Origin of the sequence: Pusillimonas sp. ANT_WB101 (assembly GCF_008369125.1) — a bacterium.
Classification (GTDB): domain Bacteria; phylum Pseudomonadota; class Gammaproteobacteria; order Burkholderiales; family Burkholderiaceae_B; genus Allopusillimonas.
The window spans coordinates 923,833-943,032 of the sequence record NZ_VOAY01000001.1 but is presented as its reverse complement, the minus strand read 5'-3'; the positions used below and the strand labels follow the sequence as shown (position 1 = coordinate 943,032).

Here is a 19,200-nt window from a genome sequence, read left to right as displayed (position 1 = left end):
TCAATACAACATTCGATACGACAAACCCACTTGCATCGTGCGTTGGCTGGATCCTTGAGTCGATTTTTCATACAGTACGTGGAACTGCAGCCGATCACGCCCAACAATAGGCCCGCCTAACCCGACCAGAATCTGCGGCCCCCACCCGTCATGGTTGTCATGCACCATTCCCGCATCCATGAATGGCCGCCAGGTGCGATCGTAAGTCGTCTTATCTGAGTTCCCCAAGGCAACCATCAAACCGTACTGGGTAAAATTTTGGGGTATCAACTCGGACGCCAGCGGGGCCGTGCCACCTGGAAACAAAGCGGCCATGGATCCGACCGTTCGATCACTGGCGTGATACGTGCCGTGCGCCATGGTGAGGCGGACACTCCAGTCCGGGTACGCGGAGCGAATGCGATAGCCCAGAGCTGCATCCATATGCACCCCCCGACCGATATAAGTACGATCGTGAAACGTCGAACTCTGCGAATAAAGGCGGTTTACGTCGACCGCAGCGCCCAGAAACCAGCGAGACTCGGGATTCCATTGCACACCTAGTCGAAGCACGTCCTGAACTGCACCCACCTGCAATTGTGGTGTGAGATCCGTGAACTGGTTGACACCCAGCATGACGCTGACGATAAACGGTCCCTGGCGATTGAACTCGCCACTTAGGCTCAACGGAACGAACGACGCCATGGCGTCCCGGTAGCCGAGTTTCACTGCCAGATCACGATCGATTGTTGTGTCATGCAATGCCAGGCTATATTCGCGATCAAACGCAGGCACCCACGGCATGTCCACCTCGTTGGTACTGCGTTGATTGCGCTGGACGGCTTCAAAACCGAGGCCAAGACGTCCTGTCAATTTGAGGCCGCCGGCTACAGTGGTCTGAATATACTTAAGAGGCTTTGAGTCAGACCAAAAGGTATCAACGCCCCATGCTGGACGATCTCGTAGCAATGTCTCAGCCATCAAATCGTTGATCGCGTCGTTCTCCGGAGCACCTTGTGCTGCCTGAAAAGCGAGTGTTTCTGCGGCACCAGTCTGACCTGTACGCATCAATGCCGGGATACGGGTTTCCACAGGGATACCGGCTCCCCCTTGAATTTCCAGCTGGCGGCCAATTTCAGCCATGTCATTGGCTGCGAGGGCCAGAGTGGCTGCCGCATCTGGGGGCTGCAGCAGACGGTTCGCGTATTCACGTGCCAGCCAGGCGCGTGCCAGCTCGTTATGCTCCCCACTTACGGCCCAGGCCAGCACAACCGATTTCGCGGCCTCGTCGAGCACACGCTTATTGCTGACCACTGAGGACGGTGTTGTCGTCGTTCCGACCATTACATCTTCGACGGACGGCAATCCAGCCGTGTTGGCCAGTATGGAATTCGCCAATGCGACACTCTGAGGCGAGCGTCCATCTTGCCTGAGCAGATGAACCAGCAGATCTCGCGACACATCGCCGTTTGCGAATATCTGGCTCAACGCGATTCGCGCAGCGCCCAGATCAAGGCGCTCAGGTGTAGTCGCTGATGTCGACGAATTAAGTGTGGGCTGCATCGCTGCCGCTTTCTTCTCAAGGATAGAAAATGCCTCACGGCGGTAGCTCCATGCAAGCTCGGTGCGGCCAGCCGCCGCTTCCGCATCTGCCAACGTCATCAGCCACAAAGGATCTTGTCTGGATTGTCGATACTGCAAGCGCAGAAACTGCACCGCCTCAGCAGGGTTGTTCAAGCGCATCTGCGCTGCTGCGAAAGCCCCCCAGTAGCCTGAATTGATCAGCGCAGCGGGGCGCCACTGCTGCACTGCCAATCGCAGTGCAGCATCGGTACCAAAGTCGACGAGCGCCCACAGGTACGCAATCTTGGTCTGGTCACCCGCCCCGGGCAAGCGGACTGCATGTTGATAATCCTCGAGTGCAGCCTTCCACTGTCCGGTCTTCAGATAGTATTCTGCACGAGCGCTAAGCAAACTGACTGAACGTTCGAATATCACGCGCTGTTCAAGCGTAAGTTCGTCCAATAATTTCTGGACACGCGGAAACGCGTCAGCCTGGGTATAAAACGTCAACGCCGCTTCAAGCGCGTGCTTAGACCCGTCTTTGCGATACGACATCTCGGCGATGCGGCCCGCGTCGATAGGATGCCCCTCATAGAAATATGTCATCGTGTCTAAATCTGAAACATCTGCCTTTCCCGTGGCCAACAAATGTTTATAGGCCAGCTCCGCCTCTTTTTTATTGTTGGTGAGCTGAGCCAGCTGACCGTACAAGCTCCAGTACGGCGCGGTTTCGGGTCTATCGTCTGCTTTACCGCTTACACGACGTAAAGCTGCCAACGCGCTAGCCAGATTTCCTTGCTCATAGTGCAGACTGGCGATATGCATAGCATAGAGGGAATGCATGGGGTGCTCGGCCAGCAATGTCGTGTACGTTTTCAGTGCTACTTCATCGTGGCCCGACCGCTCTGCCACAGCGGCATAACGTTCTAACATCGGTTGCCGCAAAGCGCCACGGGCGTGCGCTTTCAGATAAGACATGGCAGACTCAGGCCGTCCCAGCTTTTCGTACGTTTGCACCAGCTCATCCAGAATGGTCATGTCTGAGGGGACACGACTTGCCTTTTGCTGCAGAGCCAGCAGGTATGCCAGGTTATCGTCAAGTTGCATTGCAAGCTTAAGCACGGTAGCCCAGGCATTCTGATTGCCCGACGCCTGAGCGTACTGCAGCCAGTATTTCAGGGCCTTTTTCGGTTGATTATTCCACTGTGCAACCTGCGCCACTCGGGGGGCCCAGATGAGCACATCCATGTTTTCGGCTAACGCCCTCTCAGCCAGAGCTTCAGCCTCATCAAGCAACTTACTATCAACAAACGCCGCATATGCTGACTCATAATCTTCGCTTCTCTGAGCGGATGGGGTGCTGGTACGAGGATTTCTGGTGGCGATCAGATGAATGCGTGCGCCGCGCTGTTGTGCCAAAGCAAGCGCGCCCGCCAGGCCGTCGCGATAAATAATTTTTTCAGGGAGTAGTCCTTGAACTTGAAGCTTAGGATGCCTGACCTTTGGAAAATAACCGCTGTGTGAGCCTTTAGGTGGCACCGCAATGAGAGCGCGCGCATAGCGAGCCATTAACGATTGACGGTTTGCCTGACGCGCTGTGTTGAGCAGGAAACGCAAGGTTTCTGGATCTTGCTCGAGCTCGCCGACGTGCTGCTCGCCCTCCGAGCACGCCCGGTCAACCTGATCACCTGCCACCAGAATTTTAATAGCCATCAAGAAATAATGTCGCTTCTCATCAAGCGTCGAGGCTGCCTGCTGCGCCGCAAAATACGCCTGCGCGGCAGCTTCATAAGATTGCTGCTCCGCTGCGACATCACCCAGCAGGCCCTGCCACTTCGACGTCTGATCAGGTTCCAAAAGCGCCAGCTTCTGATAAAAACCGACCATGACCTCACGGTCGCCAAGTTCGCGCGCTTTTTGTGCGAGCCACTTCAAGGTCGGCACATCCCATTCGTAGTTGGCCGCGTCATTGATGGCATCGTTAAAACGGACAATACCTGCAGCACGGCGAGGATCTTGTTCTGAAAACTGATAAGCCAATTGTTCGGTCGCCTGCGCCCGCATCAATAATCCACGCTGACGTACAGCAGCATCATCCGATTGACTGAGCTGATCGGCCATGTTCAGTGCAGAATTCCAATGACCGATTTTCATATATTCCGTGAACAAGGCGCTCTTGCCGTGCTCAAAATCGGAACCAGTGCTCGTTGTGCCCGCAGCTATTTTTTTCCATGCCTCCAGATATGCTTCGGAATCATCCAGTTGGGGCGCAAGCTTCAAAACTGCTCCCCAAGCGACGGTATCATCCGATGCTCGGGCCAATGTGAGCCACGCTCCAAGCGCTATCTGCGGATGGTTATTCCATACAGCCACCTTGGCTAGCCGATGTGACCACAACGCTGTGTCCAGCCCTGCGTCCAGCGCCTTTTGTGCCACCTTCTCCGCGTCATCAAGCTGATTGCTTTCAACGAAAGCATTGAAGACGAGTTCATATCGCGCTGCCATATCCGTTGCCGTTTCTGCAGCAGCCCGAACCCACCGAGGCTTATCGCTCGCATACAGATAGGCCGTTAAACGAGGTACGCGTATTTTGGGGTCATAGGACGCGAGAGGCCTCGCGCCTACTCCACGGTAACGACCTTGTTCATACAGTGACGGTCGTTGCACATTCTTGCGATGAGCGTGATCATTTTTGACGTCTGTGCCAGCGACCTCTGCGCTGTCGAGCAGAGCACGAGCGTAGCGCGTCACCAGATCCACCCGACTTGCCTGACGTGCCAAGTCGATTAGATAGCGTAAGGTTTCGGGGTCTTTGGATAGCGTATCCAAACGTTGGGCTGCCTCATCGCATGCTCGTGCAGTCTGATTATTTGATACAAGCACTTTGAGCGCAGCAATGAAATAGTGGCGCTTAAGGTCGATGGCACTTGCAGCGTCATAGGCTGCAAAATACGCCCTGGCAGACGCATCATAATCTTGCTGCGCCAAGGCTGCCTGTGCCAGCAACTGTTGCCAGTGCGATGCATTAACTGCGTCTGCAGCAGCGAGCTTTGCATAGTATCTGCCCATTAATGCAGAATCACCTACCTGAGCCGCGGTCTTCGCCAGCGACTGCATCTTAAGCACATCCCACTGATACTGCTCACTGCGCTCCAGAGCCAACTTAAGCGTGCTCATCAACGCTTTGCGCGCGTTATCGCCAGAAGGCTGCTCGTAGGCCAGCTGCTCCACGGCCTTGATTTCCAGCATGAGCGCCCTTTGCTGGTTGATGTGGCTCCCATCTAGGCTCTCAAGCTTTTGCGCAGTTTGTATGGCAGATTTCCAACGGCCGAGCTGTAGGTACTGATCTCCCAGAGACTCCAGATACTCCGGAGAATTGGGCTCCACCCGCAGCCAAGCCTCAAGGTAAGCGACTGACAGCTCGGAGGGCGCGTGTGAAGAAAGACTGCGAGCCTGCATGCCTTCGCGAGGATAATCGGTAGCCAGGGCAATGACCAAGATCAGCGCAATCAGAGAGGGCATCCATAAAGGAAATAGCTGTTCACGTTTCTTACTCACAATCCACCTCGATCAAATGATAAGAAACGGGCTGAGCCAACTCACCTTTGATATCCAGCCTGAATGCTCCGGCAGTACTGTTATTTTTCCCTGCCCTGCCATCCACACTGAACCGACAGTGCGCAGCGTTTGCAAACTGGACAAAAGGTTTGGTGTAGCCACCGGCCTCGAACCGCATAGTACGACCCCTGCGGCTAAATTGACGGACAAAACTCGATGCCTCGGCAATATAGGGCACATCGTTACGGGGTGCTGCACTCATGGTAAATGTGGCTTCATCGCTTCCCATATGGATATACAAGCCGCCCGGCCCCGGGAGATAGCCAGCCACCCCTGCTGAAGTGGCCAAATCGGGCACACCCTTCCCTGGCCAACGCAGTTGGCGCAGATCAGGACCGGACCGTACTAACCAGCGATCACCAGCGCGCGCCACACCAACATGGCGCCACTGCATGGCCCGTTTGATGTAATCCGTCGTATAGATGGGCATCACTGGCTGTTTGAGCACCGCATCAAAAACGGTGCGGAGCGCCGTTAAAGAGGCCTGCTTGGTACCGGAATAAAAATGATAGTAAACATCGATAGGCTTGAACCGTATCGGCTTATTCGTCATCTCAAACGTCTCAAGCACGCGTCGGAATCCGTAATAAGGGCCTAGCCAGTCGTTGGTGTACATATTCTCGTTCATTGCGCCCGCGTACACCTGATACTCGCCAGCAAGATCCCCCTTGGCTACGCCATAGGGTGCAATATTGGTCCAGCTGCTCGCCGTGTCGGTAATGACGGTATCGCCACCATTAATATTCAACACCCCCGCCTTGGCCACCTTTTGCAAGGCAATGGCGGGCGCAGCGGCATCGCCAGGCCAAAACAGAGCCACCACAGACTTACCCGGAGGAGCAAGTTTTTGATTGATATAGTCAATCGAGCCACTGATTTCGCGATCAAGATCGAACTTATAGCTCGGTATCTTCATGGCGAACACCTCATCGCTGCTCTTCGTCATGCTGTTATTTTTACGTACTCGGCGGCCTGTCGTGTTATCAATCTCATTTAGAAAAAACGGATGCGAAAATGTATGGCTGGCGATCTCTACATTGGGTAGAGCAAATATCTTGCGTGCGATAGGCTCCAACGAAGTGGTGAGCTTAGAATACATACCGTGCGCGCCAATCTCGCCCTCTATAACCGATATAGACATCGGAATCGCGTATTTTGAAAAAATTTGCGTATAAAGAATCTGGCCGCTGTACTGCTCACGCCCGCCCGCAAACTCTCCCCTGGAGGCAAAGCCATCGCCGTCCACATGGGTAAACAACAGGCGGCGTCCATTTTCCGAAGTCAAGTCTGGAACTGGCATGTCGGGCAACGCCAATGCTTGCCTGAAAAAATCTATAGGCTGAACGACCCAGCGATATCCGCCCGAGGCATTGATGCTGACCAGAACGAAGGGCTGCAGCGCGTACGCACCCCACGGCATAAGACCCGCAGCATCATATACGTAACCACCCGCTTTCAGGCGCAGCCACGAATGGCCACTGCTACTTACTCGTATACCAACCGCTGCAAGTGCGTCCGGCGCAGGCATGATCTCAAAACCTATCGTCGCATCCTTGCTAACAATCTGCGGTGTCGTGTCAAGCGCTATTGTGCCCGGGACAATGTCCAGACCCAATATGCGAGCTGCCTGACTATCCATAGGGAAACCGAATTGACCCAATACCGCAATTCGCATGCCTTCTTGCACGCGAGCTAACAGCCATTCGCGCCACACTCCTGCACGCTGCACCGGGCTCCCAATGGCCACAACAATCCCGGCATAGCGATCATTCGTTACATGGCTGGGCAGCCCTTCGTTCAGATCAACATATTGAACATCGTAACCAAGATAGTTCAACGGCATTGACAGGTCATAGACGCCGACACTCAAATCAAGGGACGAACCCTTGCTCGGCGACTGCACCATTAGTATCTTGCGTGGCATCACCTCAATGCGGCCAACGCCAACTGCTCCCATATCGCGCGATGTTACATAGGGCGTGAGACCGTCCGCGCTAATCTGATTTACTGCCTGCCTCCGACACACCTGATCGCCCACTGCACAATAGTCGAGAGCCACGACAGGCAAAGCATGCTGACGCTGAATTCTCTTGATAATGGTCAGCGCCTCTGCACGCAGCACTTCTGGAGCCGGCACAGTCGCACCGCCGTAGCCACTACCGAAGCGTGTGTGATACACGGAGTCGAGCGCCAGCGCGTACAGATCGGCGGCATGAGCTTGAGCCAAGGCCAGGTGATTGCGCAATATCAGACGCGCATCAGGGTACATCGACCTGATAGCCAACAACAATGCGCCGATGCGGTTGTCAGCGTCACCCACCCTGGCGTCGAACGCAGCAGAATCATCCAGGAGAAAACCGCGGTATCCCTTAGCCCACAGGGGAGCAACAACGTGCTGCACGAAGGCGTTTGCGTCCGACGAAGACCCGCGCACAAACGACTTCAAATCAAGGCGTGCGAGCCAGACGGTATGAGGCGCTGACTGAATGGGCGGCAGCGTTGCCCGCGCCGGATCAATGACGACCGCATCGAACATCTGCAGCTCATCGACAGGCAAGTCGCTTTGATAATAAAACGCGATGTTCGGGCTTTGCGCTGAGAAGGCTGTGGCTAGGTCAGCAGAATAGGCGAGTGATTGACCGAGAAGCAGTCCCGCGAGTGCCAGAAGTGTAGTGACGGCAATGCCGCGCAGCGTCGCATAAACCGTATGCACCGACGCGAATTGTTGGCATTTCCGGACCGTGCATTGACCATTGTAAGTTTTAGTAAATACTTTAATCATTTTCCATACCCATGGTTCACCACATGCCTGACATCGTGGAAATCAAAAAGGTTTGTGCTCTTGCTTGAACCACCAAAATGCAGACGCATAGAGGTTTCGCCGTAGTTCAAGACACACTTGCGGCATGAGACGCCACAGCATGGAAAGATCCGCAATCAACAACGCATTGAGGAGATCTGAAAAGTCGCAGTCAACTTGATGAAAGTGTGCCACGTTAAACTGCTTCTGTCACCAATTAATAATTCCACTCACATTTAGAAAAATTATTTATAGCTTTAAAAACAACAACTTATAGACTTGTGTTTTGATATCACTGAAAGTAAGTGTTTGCTCGAAAACAAAGCAATACGGGTTCGCTGCAATAAAACAACCCCAATTCGAACACGCTTAACAGATTACGTTCTTTGCTTACATCAGCATGCATTAAGCGCTGCAGCAACCGCATTCACTTACCCTAATCAAGCGGGCCTATCTGACAATCTCGCTTGAAGCACAGTGGCAAATTGATCTGCACTCAATGGCTCACTGAAATAATTACCTTGTCCTTTCAGACACAGATGATCCACCAGATACTTCAGTTGCGCCGCCGTTTCTATCCCTTCTGCAATAACTTGATGCCCCAGACTATGCCCCAGATCAACCACTAAATTGATCAGAACATTGCAGTCAGCACCATCGGCCTCAATGCCCTCTACAAACGAGTGGTCGATTTTCAGGGTATCCACCGGGAATCGCTGCAAATAACTGAGGCTGGAGTAGCCGGTGCCAAAATCATCGATTGCGATCCTTATTCCCATGCGCTTAAGCTCCTGAAGAACATTCATTGTGGCTTTGGCGTTCTTCATTAAAGCGGACTCGGTAATCTCGAGTTCCACATAGTGCGGTTCTAATCTGGTGTCCAGCAAAATGGCACAGACGCTTTCCATAAAATCAGCCGTCTCGAATTCGATCGCAGAAATATTCACGGCTATAACTGGCACCGCAAGACCAGCCTCTAACCACGTCATGGTTTGTCGGCATGCTTCATGCAACACCCAGCGCCCAATCGGCACAATCGCACCACATTCTTCGGCGATTGGGATGAAGGCCCGCGGCAGCAACAAGCCAAGCTCGGGGTGGCGCCAGCGGATCAACGCTTCCACGCCTACGATGCGGCCTGTCAGCAAGTCAACTTGTGGCTGGTAATACAGCTGAAATTCCTGAGCCGCCAGCGCACGGTATAAATCCGCTTCCACTTTCTGGCGTTGCACCGCACGCACGGTCATTTCAGGTTTGAAAAACGAGTAATTGGAGCCAAGTGATTTCTTGCCGTGGTACATGGCGACATCGGCATGTCGGATCAGCGCTTCGGCATGGACGCCATCGTCCGGGTACATGCTGATGCCAATCGTGGTGCCTATATGAAGCTCCTGCCCAGCAAGTGTGTAATTTGCACTGACCGTTTCGCAGATTTTATCGGCGACCTTCGCCACCGCGTGTACATCTAAGACCTCAGAAAGCACGAGTACGAACTCGTCACCACCTTGCCGACTGACGGTATCACTGGCGCGAACCGAGCTTAGCAGGCGCTGTGCGACCAACCTTAACAACCCATCGCCGGTCGCGTGTCCCAGGGAATCGTTGATTGTCTTGAAACGGTCTAAATCAATGAAGAGCACCGCCAGTCTAGTGCCGTGACGTCTGGCCAGCGATATTGCTTGCGTCAGGCGCTCTTCCAGCAACTTCCGATTTGGCAAGCCAGTCAAAAAATCATGATGGGCCATGTAGCTCATCTGATCTCTGATTTTTTTTACCTTATCAGCCATCATCTGGGTATCGACCGAGGCAATTACCAGATTTTCATTCGCTTCCCTTAGCTTGGCAAGATGCGAATCAAACGTCGACTGCATCCGCATCGCTGTCAGAAGGATATCTTCACGCGAGGCAACTTCGCTTTGCCGCAACTTCTTCAGTTGTTTGCGCATCTGCCTAATATCATCGCTATGAGCAGCCTCGCGCATACGCTGATCAGCAAACGCTCTCCTGGCTTCCTTTGCCGGTCGCACCTGATCGAACATCGTCACCGGAGTAAGGTTTTTACGCCGGTTCTTTTCTACCACGGTCTGCGGATCGCTTGCAGGACTGTCAGCCGACTCACGGAATAACATCTTCCGCGCCTCGCTTCTTACTCCTTTTTTCCGACCAAGATTTCGCATTCCATCCGTCCGTAAAGTAGGTGCCGCATGTCAAAGCTCAAGAAGGCGCTCTATGCTGGAACCGTGGGATTGAGATCCGGCAGAGCCTGGCTGCTTGGTTGATCCGAAAAAACACCTTCACTGGCTCAGCACGTCATCGATAGTGAAGCTGTCATGCACGATTTTACAAGAATGGATAGGTTTGCTGTGCTGGCTGCCGGGCACTTTGACCATCGACACCACACTTTGAAAACAGCCGTTGCTTGGTCGCTTCACGCGTCATATTCAAATTTCCAGGTGATCGAGCAGAGTGGTATCGCTCCAGGCATCGCTTATGATGGTGTCGGCCATCGATTCGCCGATGAGCAGAGCGAGTGTGTCGTAAAACGTTATTAGCAGACGCGCGCTCCCCTCACTCGCTTCAGTTACGTTTTGCCGCGCCAGACACTTTGATAATTGTGTAAACGAGAAATCGGTACCAGCCGTCAGTTGCTCGTTGACCAGCCACGGGAAATCGAGCCTGGTCAACGAGCAGCTTCTGGCGTACAGGGACTTGAAGCCAAGGCCGCCGATGATAGGGATCAGCTCACCCGCTAGTTGACGCCAAAGATGGCTCGTCATCCCGAGCACGGCTTCGGGATGCTTTGTCAGTGTCGTTCTGATCTCGGTGTGCCACAGGCGGCTGCGCGTTGCCATCAAAGGTACTCACTCAAAACGTGCTTTCAGTGGCAAACCAAGTAAGTACGGACTTAAACTGTTACACAGCAGGCCTGAACTCAGCAGAAAAATAGTGATGCTGTGGTAAACGTAAATACGCATATGTGAAATTCTCTTCATGCTCAAAACGACAGTGACCGATTGGAGGCGAGACGATCGCACAACCGACCTCAGTTGCAAAAATATGGAGAGTTAGGAATTAACGCGCGACCTTTGCCCCGTGCTCCCAATGAGAGGCTAGCAATAGAGGAAGCAGTTCGACGATGTGTCCCTATTCGTTGCCTGTTGCCATCTCGTCAAGGCAGAACGTTGTGATGCGCTAACTTGGATCCTCCACATATTGCTCGCAGTGTGAGAGAAATTGTGGCCCAGGCTATATGCTTTGAACATAGGCTGTTTTCCCGATGGCGAAGATTTTATAGGTAACCTTGGCCCAGCTTAATGCGTTGAATTTAGTTCTAATATTTACAACGTCACATTAAGCTTACGTGAAAACCATAATACATATTAAGGACAGAATCTGTCTTTTACTCTAATAGGCTTATGCAAATAATTAGTTTACGAGCACTTGTAAAATAAAATACATACATAGTCTTTATTTTAAGTAGCATAAACTGCCAGCGATTGGTCGCTCGGGGAAAAACTCCCTCACAACCCGGAAAGTAAAGTCGGCGGCATGGTTCATTCCATCGCCAACGCGATTGGCCCTCACACCTTCCGGCTCACCATTAGCTGCTTGATCTCACTGATCGCTTTGGCCGGATTGAGCCCCTTCGGGCACGTGTTGGTGCAGTTCATGATGGTGTGGCAGCGATACAGCTTGAACGGGTCCTCCAGATCATCCAGCCGTTCGCCCGTTGCCTCATCGCGTGAATCGGCGATCCAACGGTAAGCCTGCAGCAATACCATAGGGCCCAGAAAACGATCTGGGTTCCACCACGTGCTTGGACAAGCCGTGGAGCAGCACGCACACAGAATACACTCGTACAGGCCATCCAGTTTTTGCCGATCTTCGGGAGACTGCAGGCGTTCGCGCGTACCGGCCACACTCTGGGTCTGTATCCATGGCTTGATCGACGCATATTGCGCGTATAAATGCGTAAGGTCGGATACCAGATCCTTCACTACCGGCATGTGCGGCAATGGGTATACGCTGACAACGCCATCTGGAAGCTCATCCAGGCCCTTGGTACAGGCCAGCGTATTTTCACCGTCAATATTCATCGCGCACGAACCACACACCCCTTCACGACACGAACGGCGCAGCGTAAGCGTTGGGTCGATCTCGTTCTTGATCCTGAGCAAAACGTCCAGAACCATAGTGGAACCAGCGACATCAACTTCGTAAGTATCTACGCGCGGATTGCTACCCGCATCAGGATCCCAGCGATAGACGCGGAAGCTACGAACCTTTTTTGCACCCGGCAAGGCGGCGTGGTGATTGCCCTTCTGTATCCTGGACATTTTTGGCAAGGTGAATTCGGCCATGTTTCTTCCTTACATTGGATGATCTGCATGTGACTAGGCGCGCAGCTGTTGTTCCGCAAACACGCGTCAATAAACGCGCTTGGCGGGCGGGACGGTTTCTACCTCGTCAGTCAGGGTGTTGGAGTGCACGGGCCGGTAGTCAAATGAACAAGCACCCTTCTCGTTCACGCTAACCAATGTGTGCTTCATCCAGTTAACGTCGTCGCGCTCGGGGAAATCCTCACGAGCGTGCCCGCCTCGGGTTTCTGTACGCTGTGCGGCCGAGTGCATGGTGCCAACCGCCTGCCCCAGCAAATTCGCCAGTTCAAAGGTTTCTATGAGGTCGCTGTTCCAGACCAAAGAACGGTCGGTGACACGGATATCGGCAAACTGGGCGTTAATCTCGTCGATCTTTCTGCAACCCTGTTCAAGCGTCTCGGCGGTACGAAATACGGCGGCGTCAGCCTGCATGGTCTTCTGCATATGCAGGCGCAGTTGTGCAGTCGGCGTAGCGCCTTTGGCGTGCCGTACTTGGTCCAGGCGCGCCAGTGCCGGTTCCAAAATATCAGCAGGCAGATCGCGGTGTAGCGTGCCAGGCTTGACGACCTCGGCGCAACGGTTGGCCGCTGCGCGGCCGAACACCACGATGTCGAGCAGCGAATTGGTACCCAAGCGATTTGCGCCATGCACCGACACGCATGCGCTTTCGCCGATGGCGAACAGACCCGGCACCACTACATCGGGGTCATTGCCAACCTTTTGCACCACTTCACCATGGTAGTTGGTGGGGATGCCGCCCATGTTGTAGTGCACTGTCGGAAGCACTGGAATAGGCTCCTTGGTAACATCTACGCCAGCAAAAATGCGTGCCGTCTCCGAAATGCCTGGCAGGCGTTCATGCAACGTGTCCGCGCCCAGATGAGCAAGGTTTAAATTAATATAATCTGCGTGTTCGCCAACTCCACGCCCTTCGCGAATTTCTATGGTCATTGCACGACTTACCACGTCGCGCGAGGCCAGATCCTTGACATTGGGCGCATAGCGTTCCATGAAGGGCTCGCCATCAGAGTTGGTGAGAAACCCCCCTTCCCCACGCACGCCTTCGGTGATAAGGCAACCTGCACCATAGATGCCGGTTGGGTGAAACTGCACAAACTCAAGATCTTGCAATGCCAGGCCAGCGCGCAAGGCCATGCCGCCGCCATCGCCTGTTTGAGTATGCGCGCCAGTACAGGAAAAATAGGCACGCCCATATCCGCCGGTCGCCAGCATGATGGCGTGGCCTCTAAAGAAATGCAGGCTGCCATTGTTCAGGTCAATGGCGAGCACACCTACAATACGACCGTCAGCAGGGTTTCTTACCAGATCAGTGGTGAAATATTCGACAAAAAACTTGGCATCGTGCTTAAGCGCCTGGGTATACAGCGTGTGCAAAATGGCGTGGCCGGTGCGGTCGGCCGCTGCGCAACTGCGTTGTGCGATACCTTCGCCGTAGTGGGTCGTCATGCCGCCGAACGGGCGCTGGTAGATTTTGCCCTCTTTCGTGCGCGAAAACGGCACGCCGAAGTGTTCCAGCTCGATGACAGCCGGAATGGCCTCACGGCACATGTACTCGATGGCGTCCTGGTCGCCCAGCCAGTCACCACCTTTGACGGTGTCATAAAAATGATAGCGCCAGTGGTCTTCACCCATATTGCCCAATGCTGCAGCGATCCCGCCCTGTGCAGCAACCGTGTGCGAGCGTGTTGGAAATACCTTGGTGATACACGCTGCAGACAAGCCCTTGGCAGCCAACCCCAAGGTTGCGCGCAGTCCCGCACCACCCGCGCCAACAACCACCACGTCATATTCGTGGGTCTGGACTTTGTAACTTGGTGCAGGCATAGACCTTTCCTCTTTTTTACGAAGTTCACGCTTAGTGTTGTGGGACAACGCCCAGCCAGATCGCAAGTACCGCAAGTACACAGGCAAGTGCAGCGAGAATGGCACCAAAGCGCAAGGCGATCTGCAGTGTTACCTCCAGCCAGCGTGTATGTACGTAGTCTTCAATAATGACCTGAATACCGAGCGCACCATGCCAGAAGAGGCACAAGCTCAACACAATAAGCAAGAACGCAGGCACAGGTTGCGCGATCGTGGCCAGCACCATGGGGTAGCTGGCATGCACCAGAGCACCCAGGAAGAACAGAAACCAGATCGAAAGTGGAATCAAGGCAATGGCGGTAACCCGTTGTACCCACCAATGATGCACGCCTGACTTGGAAGCGCCGAGTCTACGTGCAATCTTGATCGGCGTGCGAAACGAGTCTTGACCGGGGTATGCACTCATAGCGAACCTCCTGTTTGAAGCGCCAGGGCTACCCATACCACTAACGTCAGCAACACACTCACACCGATGACCATCCAGCCGGTAGCCCAGTAGACGGGGTTACGCGTGCGATCACGCGTGGGCGGGCCAAAATTTTTGCCCATATCGCGCGCCAGATGCTGAATGCCGTTACAAAGGTGAAATAACAGCGACCATGTCCATAAGATGAGCAGCAGCACACCGAACCAGCTGCTGCAAAACCAGGCAAATGTGTGCCAGGCGCTCTCTCCTGTGGCTGCCGCAATCAAGCCCCATGCCACTAGCAGTGCGCCCAGGCACAAGAACAAACCAGTTAGCCGATGCAGCGTAGACTGCAGCATGTTGACGCGCCAACGATAGATGCCAAGATGTGGTGATAGCGGTCGCGTATTGGACATGTCTAAGCTCCTGGTGGCTGCTCACGAAACACGGTTTCACAAACGCACCGATCCCGGCAGATGCGCTACGAAAAGAAACGTACCCATCGCGTAACGACAGAGATGCACCGCGCATAACTGTCGTTTTCAAAAATCAATGCAGCGCCCGTTTTTTTCCCAATCGCCATAACGCGTCGGGTCTAGGCCATCACCCTCAGGCGTCGCGCGTTCGCGAGGCGCTGTGCCCGGCACAGCCGCCGGTGCAGGCGTAGGTTTGGGTGTGGGCGTATCGGTCGATTCTTCTTCCATGGCCTGCACTCCGTAGAGGGTGCGATGCAGCTCAATGTGATGGGTGCCGGCTAGCCCTCAAAACCCTGCTAGCGCCAATATCGACGCCACTGTTGAGGGCTGTCGAGTTGACCCACTATACGCTGACCAGAGTTAATGTGTCTATCAGGGTTTGTGTATAGCAAAACCCGGCATCGGCCACGTCGGTTAGGGACGCACCCTCTGCATGATGGTGTCGCAAAGAAGATCAATATTTGCCTTCGACAACCTTATCGCCCACGTACGGCAAGATGGCCTACTATAAAACTTACTTCTCGATGCGCAGGCAATAAACCATGGCTATGCTAGAACTCCGATGCAGTATGGTATCCATCGTCGTCATCAAGGGCGAAGGCGTCAATACCCAGGTGCTGTTGCTACAGCGGGCAAGCGAGTATCTGCGCGGCGTATGGAGCTACGTCGCGGGCCACATTGAATCGAATGAAACGGGATGGCAGACAGCTATACGTGAACTCCACGAAGAAACCGGGCTTGCCGCGCAGATGCTGTTCGCCACGAGTTTTTGCGAGCAGTTCTACGACGCTGGCAACGATTGCATCATGGTGGTGCCAGCCTTCGTGGCGCGCGTCGATGACGACTGCGTGGTGCAGCTAAACGATGAACATTCTGCGCTGCGCTGGCTTTCGTTTGAATTTGCCATGTGCGAGCTGCCATTTGGTAGCCAGCGTGAGTTGTTTGCGTATGTGCAGCGTGAATTCATTGATCGACCACCATCAGAACACTTGCGGATCGCGCTTCATTAAGCCATAAGCGCTGCGCACCAAAACCCCGTTTTTCAATAACTATTCTCCACCATTACGGTTCTGGTTTAACACCATCATTACCGCACATGCTTAACGCGATCTCGATAGCCAAGTGCAACAGGGCTGCTTTGTGATGACGGATTCGCATACGAATGACGAACCCGCCAGTAAGCGTCAAGCGCCAACCACAGCCATTTCTTTATTGGCAGTACGCATACCTAAATACCCCTTGATCGAGGCGATCACCAGCGGCACTGCGCCCAGAAAGATAAAGACTAAGTCACCCGGCAGGCGCAGCCATTCGATGATCAGGGCACGCTCGCTACCGATAAACTCAAGGCTGCGTGCATGCCAGTAACCATGCTGGATCACATCCCAGAATTGGAATACGCCGCTTGGAAACAGGCTCATCAAAATCATCATGGCCAGCCCAACATTGGTGCCCCAAAACGCGACCTTGATGTATTTTTCAATACCTGGCCAGTGGGCTTCATCAGTGGTTTGCCGCAACACGAATACCATTAACGCGATTGCCAGCATGCCAAACACACCCATTAACGCTGAATGCGCATGGGTCGCTGTGATCTGTGTACCTACTTCGTAATAGCTGACGATGGGCAGGTTGACCAGGAAACCAAACACGCCTGCCCCAACGAAATTCCAGAAGCCAACCGCCATCAGGAAATAGAAAGTCCATTTGTGCGGTACGGTGACTCTCTTGTTGCAAATATCACACTCTCCCTTGGTGGTGCGAACGAAATCCCATGCATCCAGCGTCAACAGTGTCAACGGCACGACTTCCAGTACTGAGATCATCGCCGCCAACGCCATATTGAAGCTAGTGTGGCCAGTGAAATACCAGTGATGACCGGTGCCGATCAGCCCGCCTCCAAAATACAAAATGGCATCCAGGTAAATAACGCGCAATGCGACATTCCGGCGGGTTAAGCCAAGTTGATAAAAGGTCAATGCCACTACGGTGGTAGCAAAAAACTCGAAGAAACCTTCAACCCACAAATGCACTATCCAAAAGCGCCAGGTATCGACTACCGTAAAATTTGTTTTGGCACCGAAAAACAAGGCCGGGATATAAAACACGGGAATCGCCAAGGCTGCCAGCATAAACATCTTAACCAGCGGTTTTGCGCTTGGCTCGACCAAGGTTTCAGTACGCAGTAAACGCCACAGCATCACAAACCAGCCAAACAAGGCAATAACCAACAAGTACTGCCAGATGCGCCCCAGTTCCAGGTATTCCCAACCCTGGTTACCCACCCAGAACCACCATTGGCCCAAGAGTTGCGATATACCCAACCACTCACCCAATAAACTGCCACCTATCACCAGCACAAACGCAGCAAACAATGTGTGCGCGCCCCACGCGAACCAGCCTGGCTCTTCTTTGCTGAGGGTGCGCGCCAGGAACAAAGCCGCCGCTACATACGCAGTGGCGATCCAGAAAATGGCCAGCTGCAAATGCCAGGTACGCATAAGATTGCTGGGGAAAATAGTTTCTAACTGAAAGCCATAAAAACTACCAGGATCGGCCCGATAATGCGCAACAGCACCGCCCACCAGCGTCTGCGCCAAAAATAGCAACGCAACCACCACAAAAAATTTCAATAGTGCATTCTGGCCAGCGCTGGACCGCCCGGGCAACACCTGTGGATGGACATGCTTGTCGTGGGAAATCCAGCCCAAGTAATCGAATTTTCCAAATGCGAGCAAGACTGCGGCGATACCGACCAAAAGCACAATCAAAGACATTGCACTCCAAAATACCGCATCCCCCGTAGGCAGATTACCGACGCTAGGGTCGTATGGAAAATTGTTGGTATAAGAGTAATTCTCACCTGGCCGATTCGCTACCGAAACCCATGCTGCCCAAGTAACAAAAGCCGTAAATTGATGCAGCTCAATTGGGTCCTCGATTAAACCTTTCTTCAAACCAGCATTGCGCTCAGGATGGCGAAAATAGTCTGTCCAGTATGGAATTTGCTGGCGATACGCAGCGGTTTCTGCCGCCGTTAATTGCAAGGTGCCACTTGCAGCATCATAGCGATTGGTTTTGAGCGTTACCGCCGTTTCAGCGCGCACAGCTGCTTGCTGTGACAAGCTCAATTCCGTCATCGGTTTTTGATACTGTTGCAGTGCGATCGCGTTGGCGGCGTCCTGGCCCATCCGATGCAGTGCTGCAGCCGAGTAATCTGGCCCCAAATAGGCACCGTGGCCCCAGATACTGCCGTTTGCCATCAAGCCATATTTCAGAAAGACCGCTTGGCCGTCACTGATGTCAGCCCCGGTAAACAGTGTTGCCCCTTGCGCATCAACCACTTGTGCCGGAATTGGCGGTGCATTGGTATAGGCCTTTTGCGTTATCGCCAGCAAACCGGCAAACCCAAGCACCATCACAATCAAAATAGTGCGTAGCCACCATACTGACAGTGGGCCGTCATCTTCCGTTAGTGGTTGTGCAGCCACGCTCATCGTGTTCTCCTTTCGCGTCCCGTTCATATATTGTCGTAACAACCGGGTGTAACGGGCTCAACATAATGATACGCCCACCCTTCATGCCTAACCCACATAGCAAGGCCGAATAAAGTGAAGCCATCTCAACATCTCTGTCGTATGGGCCCGGCATATGTCCTTATTCTGCCGAGAAAGAAAGACTGAAATATCGCGTCTGACCAAGGGTTTTTTGCAAGGAATGCGAACTGTAATTACTCATATATATGCGCCGACATACGGTTGATGGCGTTATGCCACGAGCCCCGCACGAAGTGCGGCATAAGCTTCAGACTCATTAAGTATTAGGCAGGAATGATAATTGACAATTTAGTTATGAGTAGTACAGTAGATGCATGTGTAACTGTCGACGAAATCACCTGCATCCGGCTCAGAAAAAAGCCGGGTATTGAGTTCACCGAATATTTAAAAGCACGTCCATTAGGCCTGTCGCCAGCGATATGTTCTGCCCGCCGACACCATGCAATTTGCAGAAGCCTCGATCTGCTTAAATCGGTTGATTATCTGGTTGGCAATAACATATTTTTTGCAATACGCATCAAAACCATCGGACTCGGAG

General features: G+C 53.3%; 11 protein-coding genes. 1 reads left to right on the top strand and 10 read right to left on the bottom strand.

The window, feature by feature from the left end:
* The 9 genes from FQ179_RS04370 to FQ179_RS04330 form a co-directional block, all read right to left on the bottom strand.
* Nucleotides 1–5,100, bottom strand: a complete 5,100-nt coding sequence (locus FQ179_RS04370) for a tetratricopeptide repeat protein (RefSeq protein ID WP_149396027.1) — start codon at nt 5,098–5,100, stop codon at nt 1–3.
* Nucleotides 5,093–7,942, bottom strand: a complete 2,850-nt coding sequence (locus tag FQ179_RS04365) for a sugar ABC transporter (RefSeq protein ID WP_149396026.1) — start codon at nt 7,940–7,942, stop codon at nt 5,093–5,095. Before FQ179_RS04365 ends, FQ179_RS04370 begins: the two co-directional genes overlap by 8 nt.
* 458 nt (nt 7,943–8,400) lie before the next feature.
* Nucleotides 8,401–10,089, bottom strand: a complete 1,689-nt coding sequence (locus FQ179_RS04360) for a bifunctional diguanylate cyclase/phosphodiesterase (protein ID WP_188074492.1) — start codon at nt 10,087–10,089, stop codon at nt 8,401–8,403.
* Between the two features lie 312 nt (nt 10,090–10,401).
* Nucleotides 10,402–10,812 carry a hypothetical protein gene (locus FQ179_RS04355; RefSeq protein WP_149396024.1) on the bottom strand — a complete coding sequence of 137 codons (411 nt, stop codon included), beginning with the start codon at nt 10,810–10,812 and terminating at the stop codon, nt 10,402–10,404.
* A 729-nt stretch (nt 10,813–11,541) separates the two neighbouring features.
* Complete coding sequence (locus FQ179_RS04350; RefSeq protein ID WP_255474908.1) at nt 11,542–12,297, bottom strand: succinate dehydrogenase iron-sulfur subunit; 756 nt, start codon at nt 12,295–12,297, stop codon at nt 11,542–11,544.
* A gap of 90 nt (nt 12,298–12,387) precedes the next feature.
* Nucleotides 12,388–14,184, bottom strand: coding sequence for a succinate dehydrogenase flavoprotein subunit (gene sdhA, locus FQ179_RS04345; protein WP_149396022.1), 1,797 nt, complete (start codon nt 14,182–14,184; stop codon nt 12,388–12,390).
* A 31-nt stretch (nt 14,185–14,215) separates the two neighbouring features.
* On the bottom strand, nt 14,216–14,629 hold the full coding sequence (gene sdhD / locus FQ179_RS04340) for a succinate dehydrogenase, hydrophobic membrane anchor protein (RefSeq protein WP_149396021.1): 414 nt from the start codon (nt 14,627–14,629) through the stop codon (nt 14,216–14,218).
* Nucleotides 14,626–15,045, bottom strand: a complete 420-nt coding sequence (gene sdhC, locus FQ179_RS04335) for a succinate dehydrogenase, cytochrome b556 subunit (RefSeq protein WP_149396020.1) — start codon at nt 15,043–15,045, stop codon at nt 14,626–14,628. The genes sdhD and sdhC overlap by 4 nt, the downstream gene beginning before the upstream one ends.
* Nucleotides 15,046–15,171: 126 nt before the next feature.
* Complete coding sequence (locus tag FQ179_RS04330; protein WP_149396019.1) at nt 15,172–15,333, bottom strand: DUF1674 domain-containing protein; 162 nt, start codon at nt 15,331–15,333, stop codon at nt 15,172–15,174.
* 314 nt (nt 15,334–15,647) lie between these two features.
* On the opposite strand from FQ179_RS04330, the gene FQ179_RS04325 reads away from it, so the two are divergent.
* A complete protein-coding gene (locus tag FQ179_RS04325) occupies nt 15,648–16,115 on the top strand; it encodes an NUDIX pyrophosphatase (RefSeq protein WP_149396018.1) in 468 nt (155 codons plus the stop codon).
* A 174-nt stretch (nt 16,116–16,289) separates the two neighbouring features.
* On the opposite strand, the gene FQ179_RS04320 is transcribed toward FQ179_RS04325, so the two are convergent.
* Nucleotides 16,290–18,602 carry a nitric-oxide reductase large subunit gene (locus tag FQ179_RS04320; RefSeq protein ID WP_149396017.1) on the bottom strand — a complete coding sequence of 771 codons (2,313 nt, stop codon included), beginning with the start codon at nt 18,600–18,602 and terminating at the stop codon, nt 16,290–16,292.
* Between the last annotated feature and the right edge of the window lie 598 nt (nt 18,603–19,200).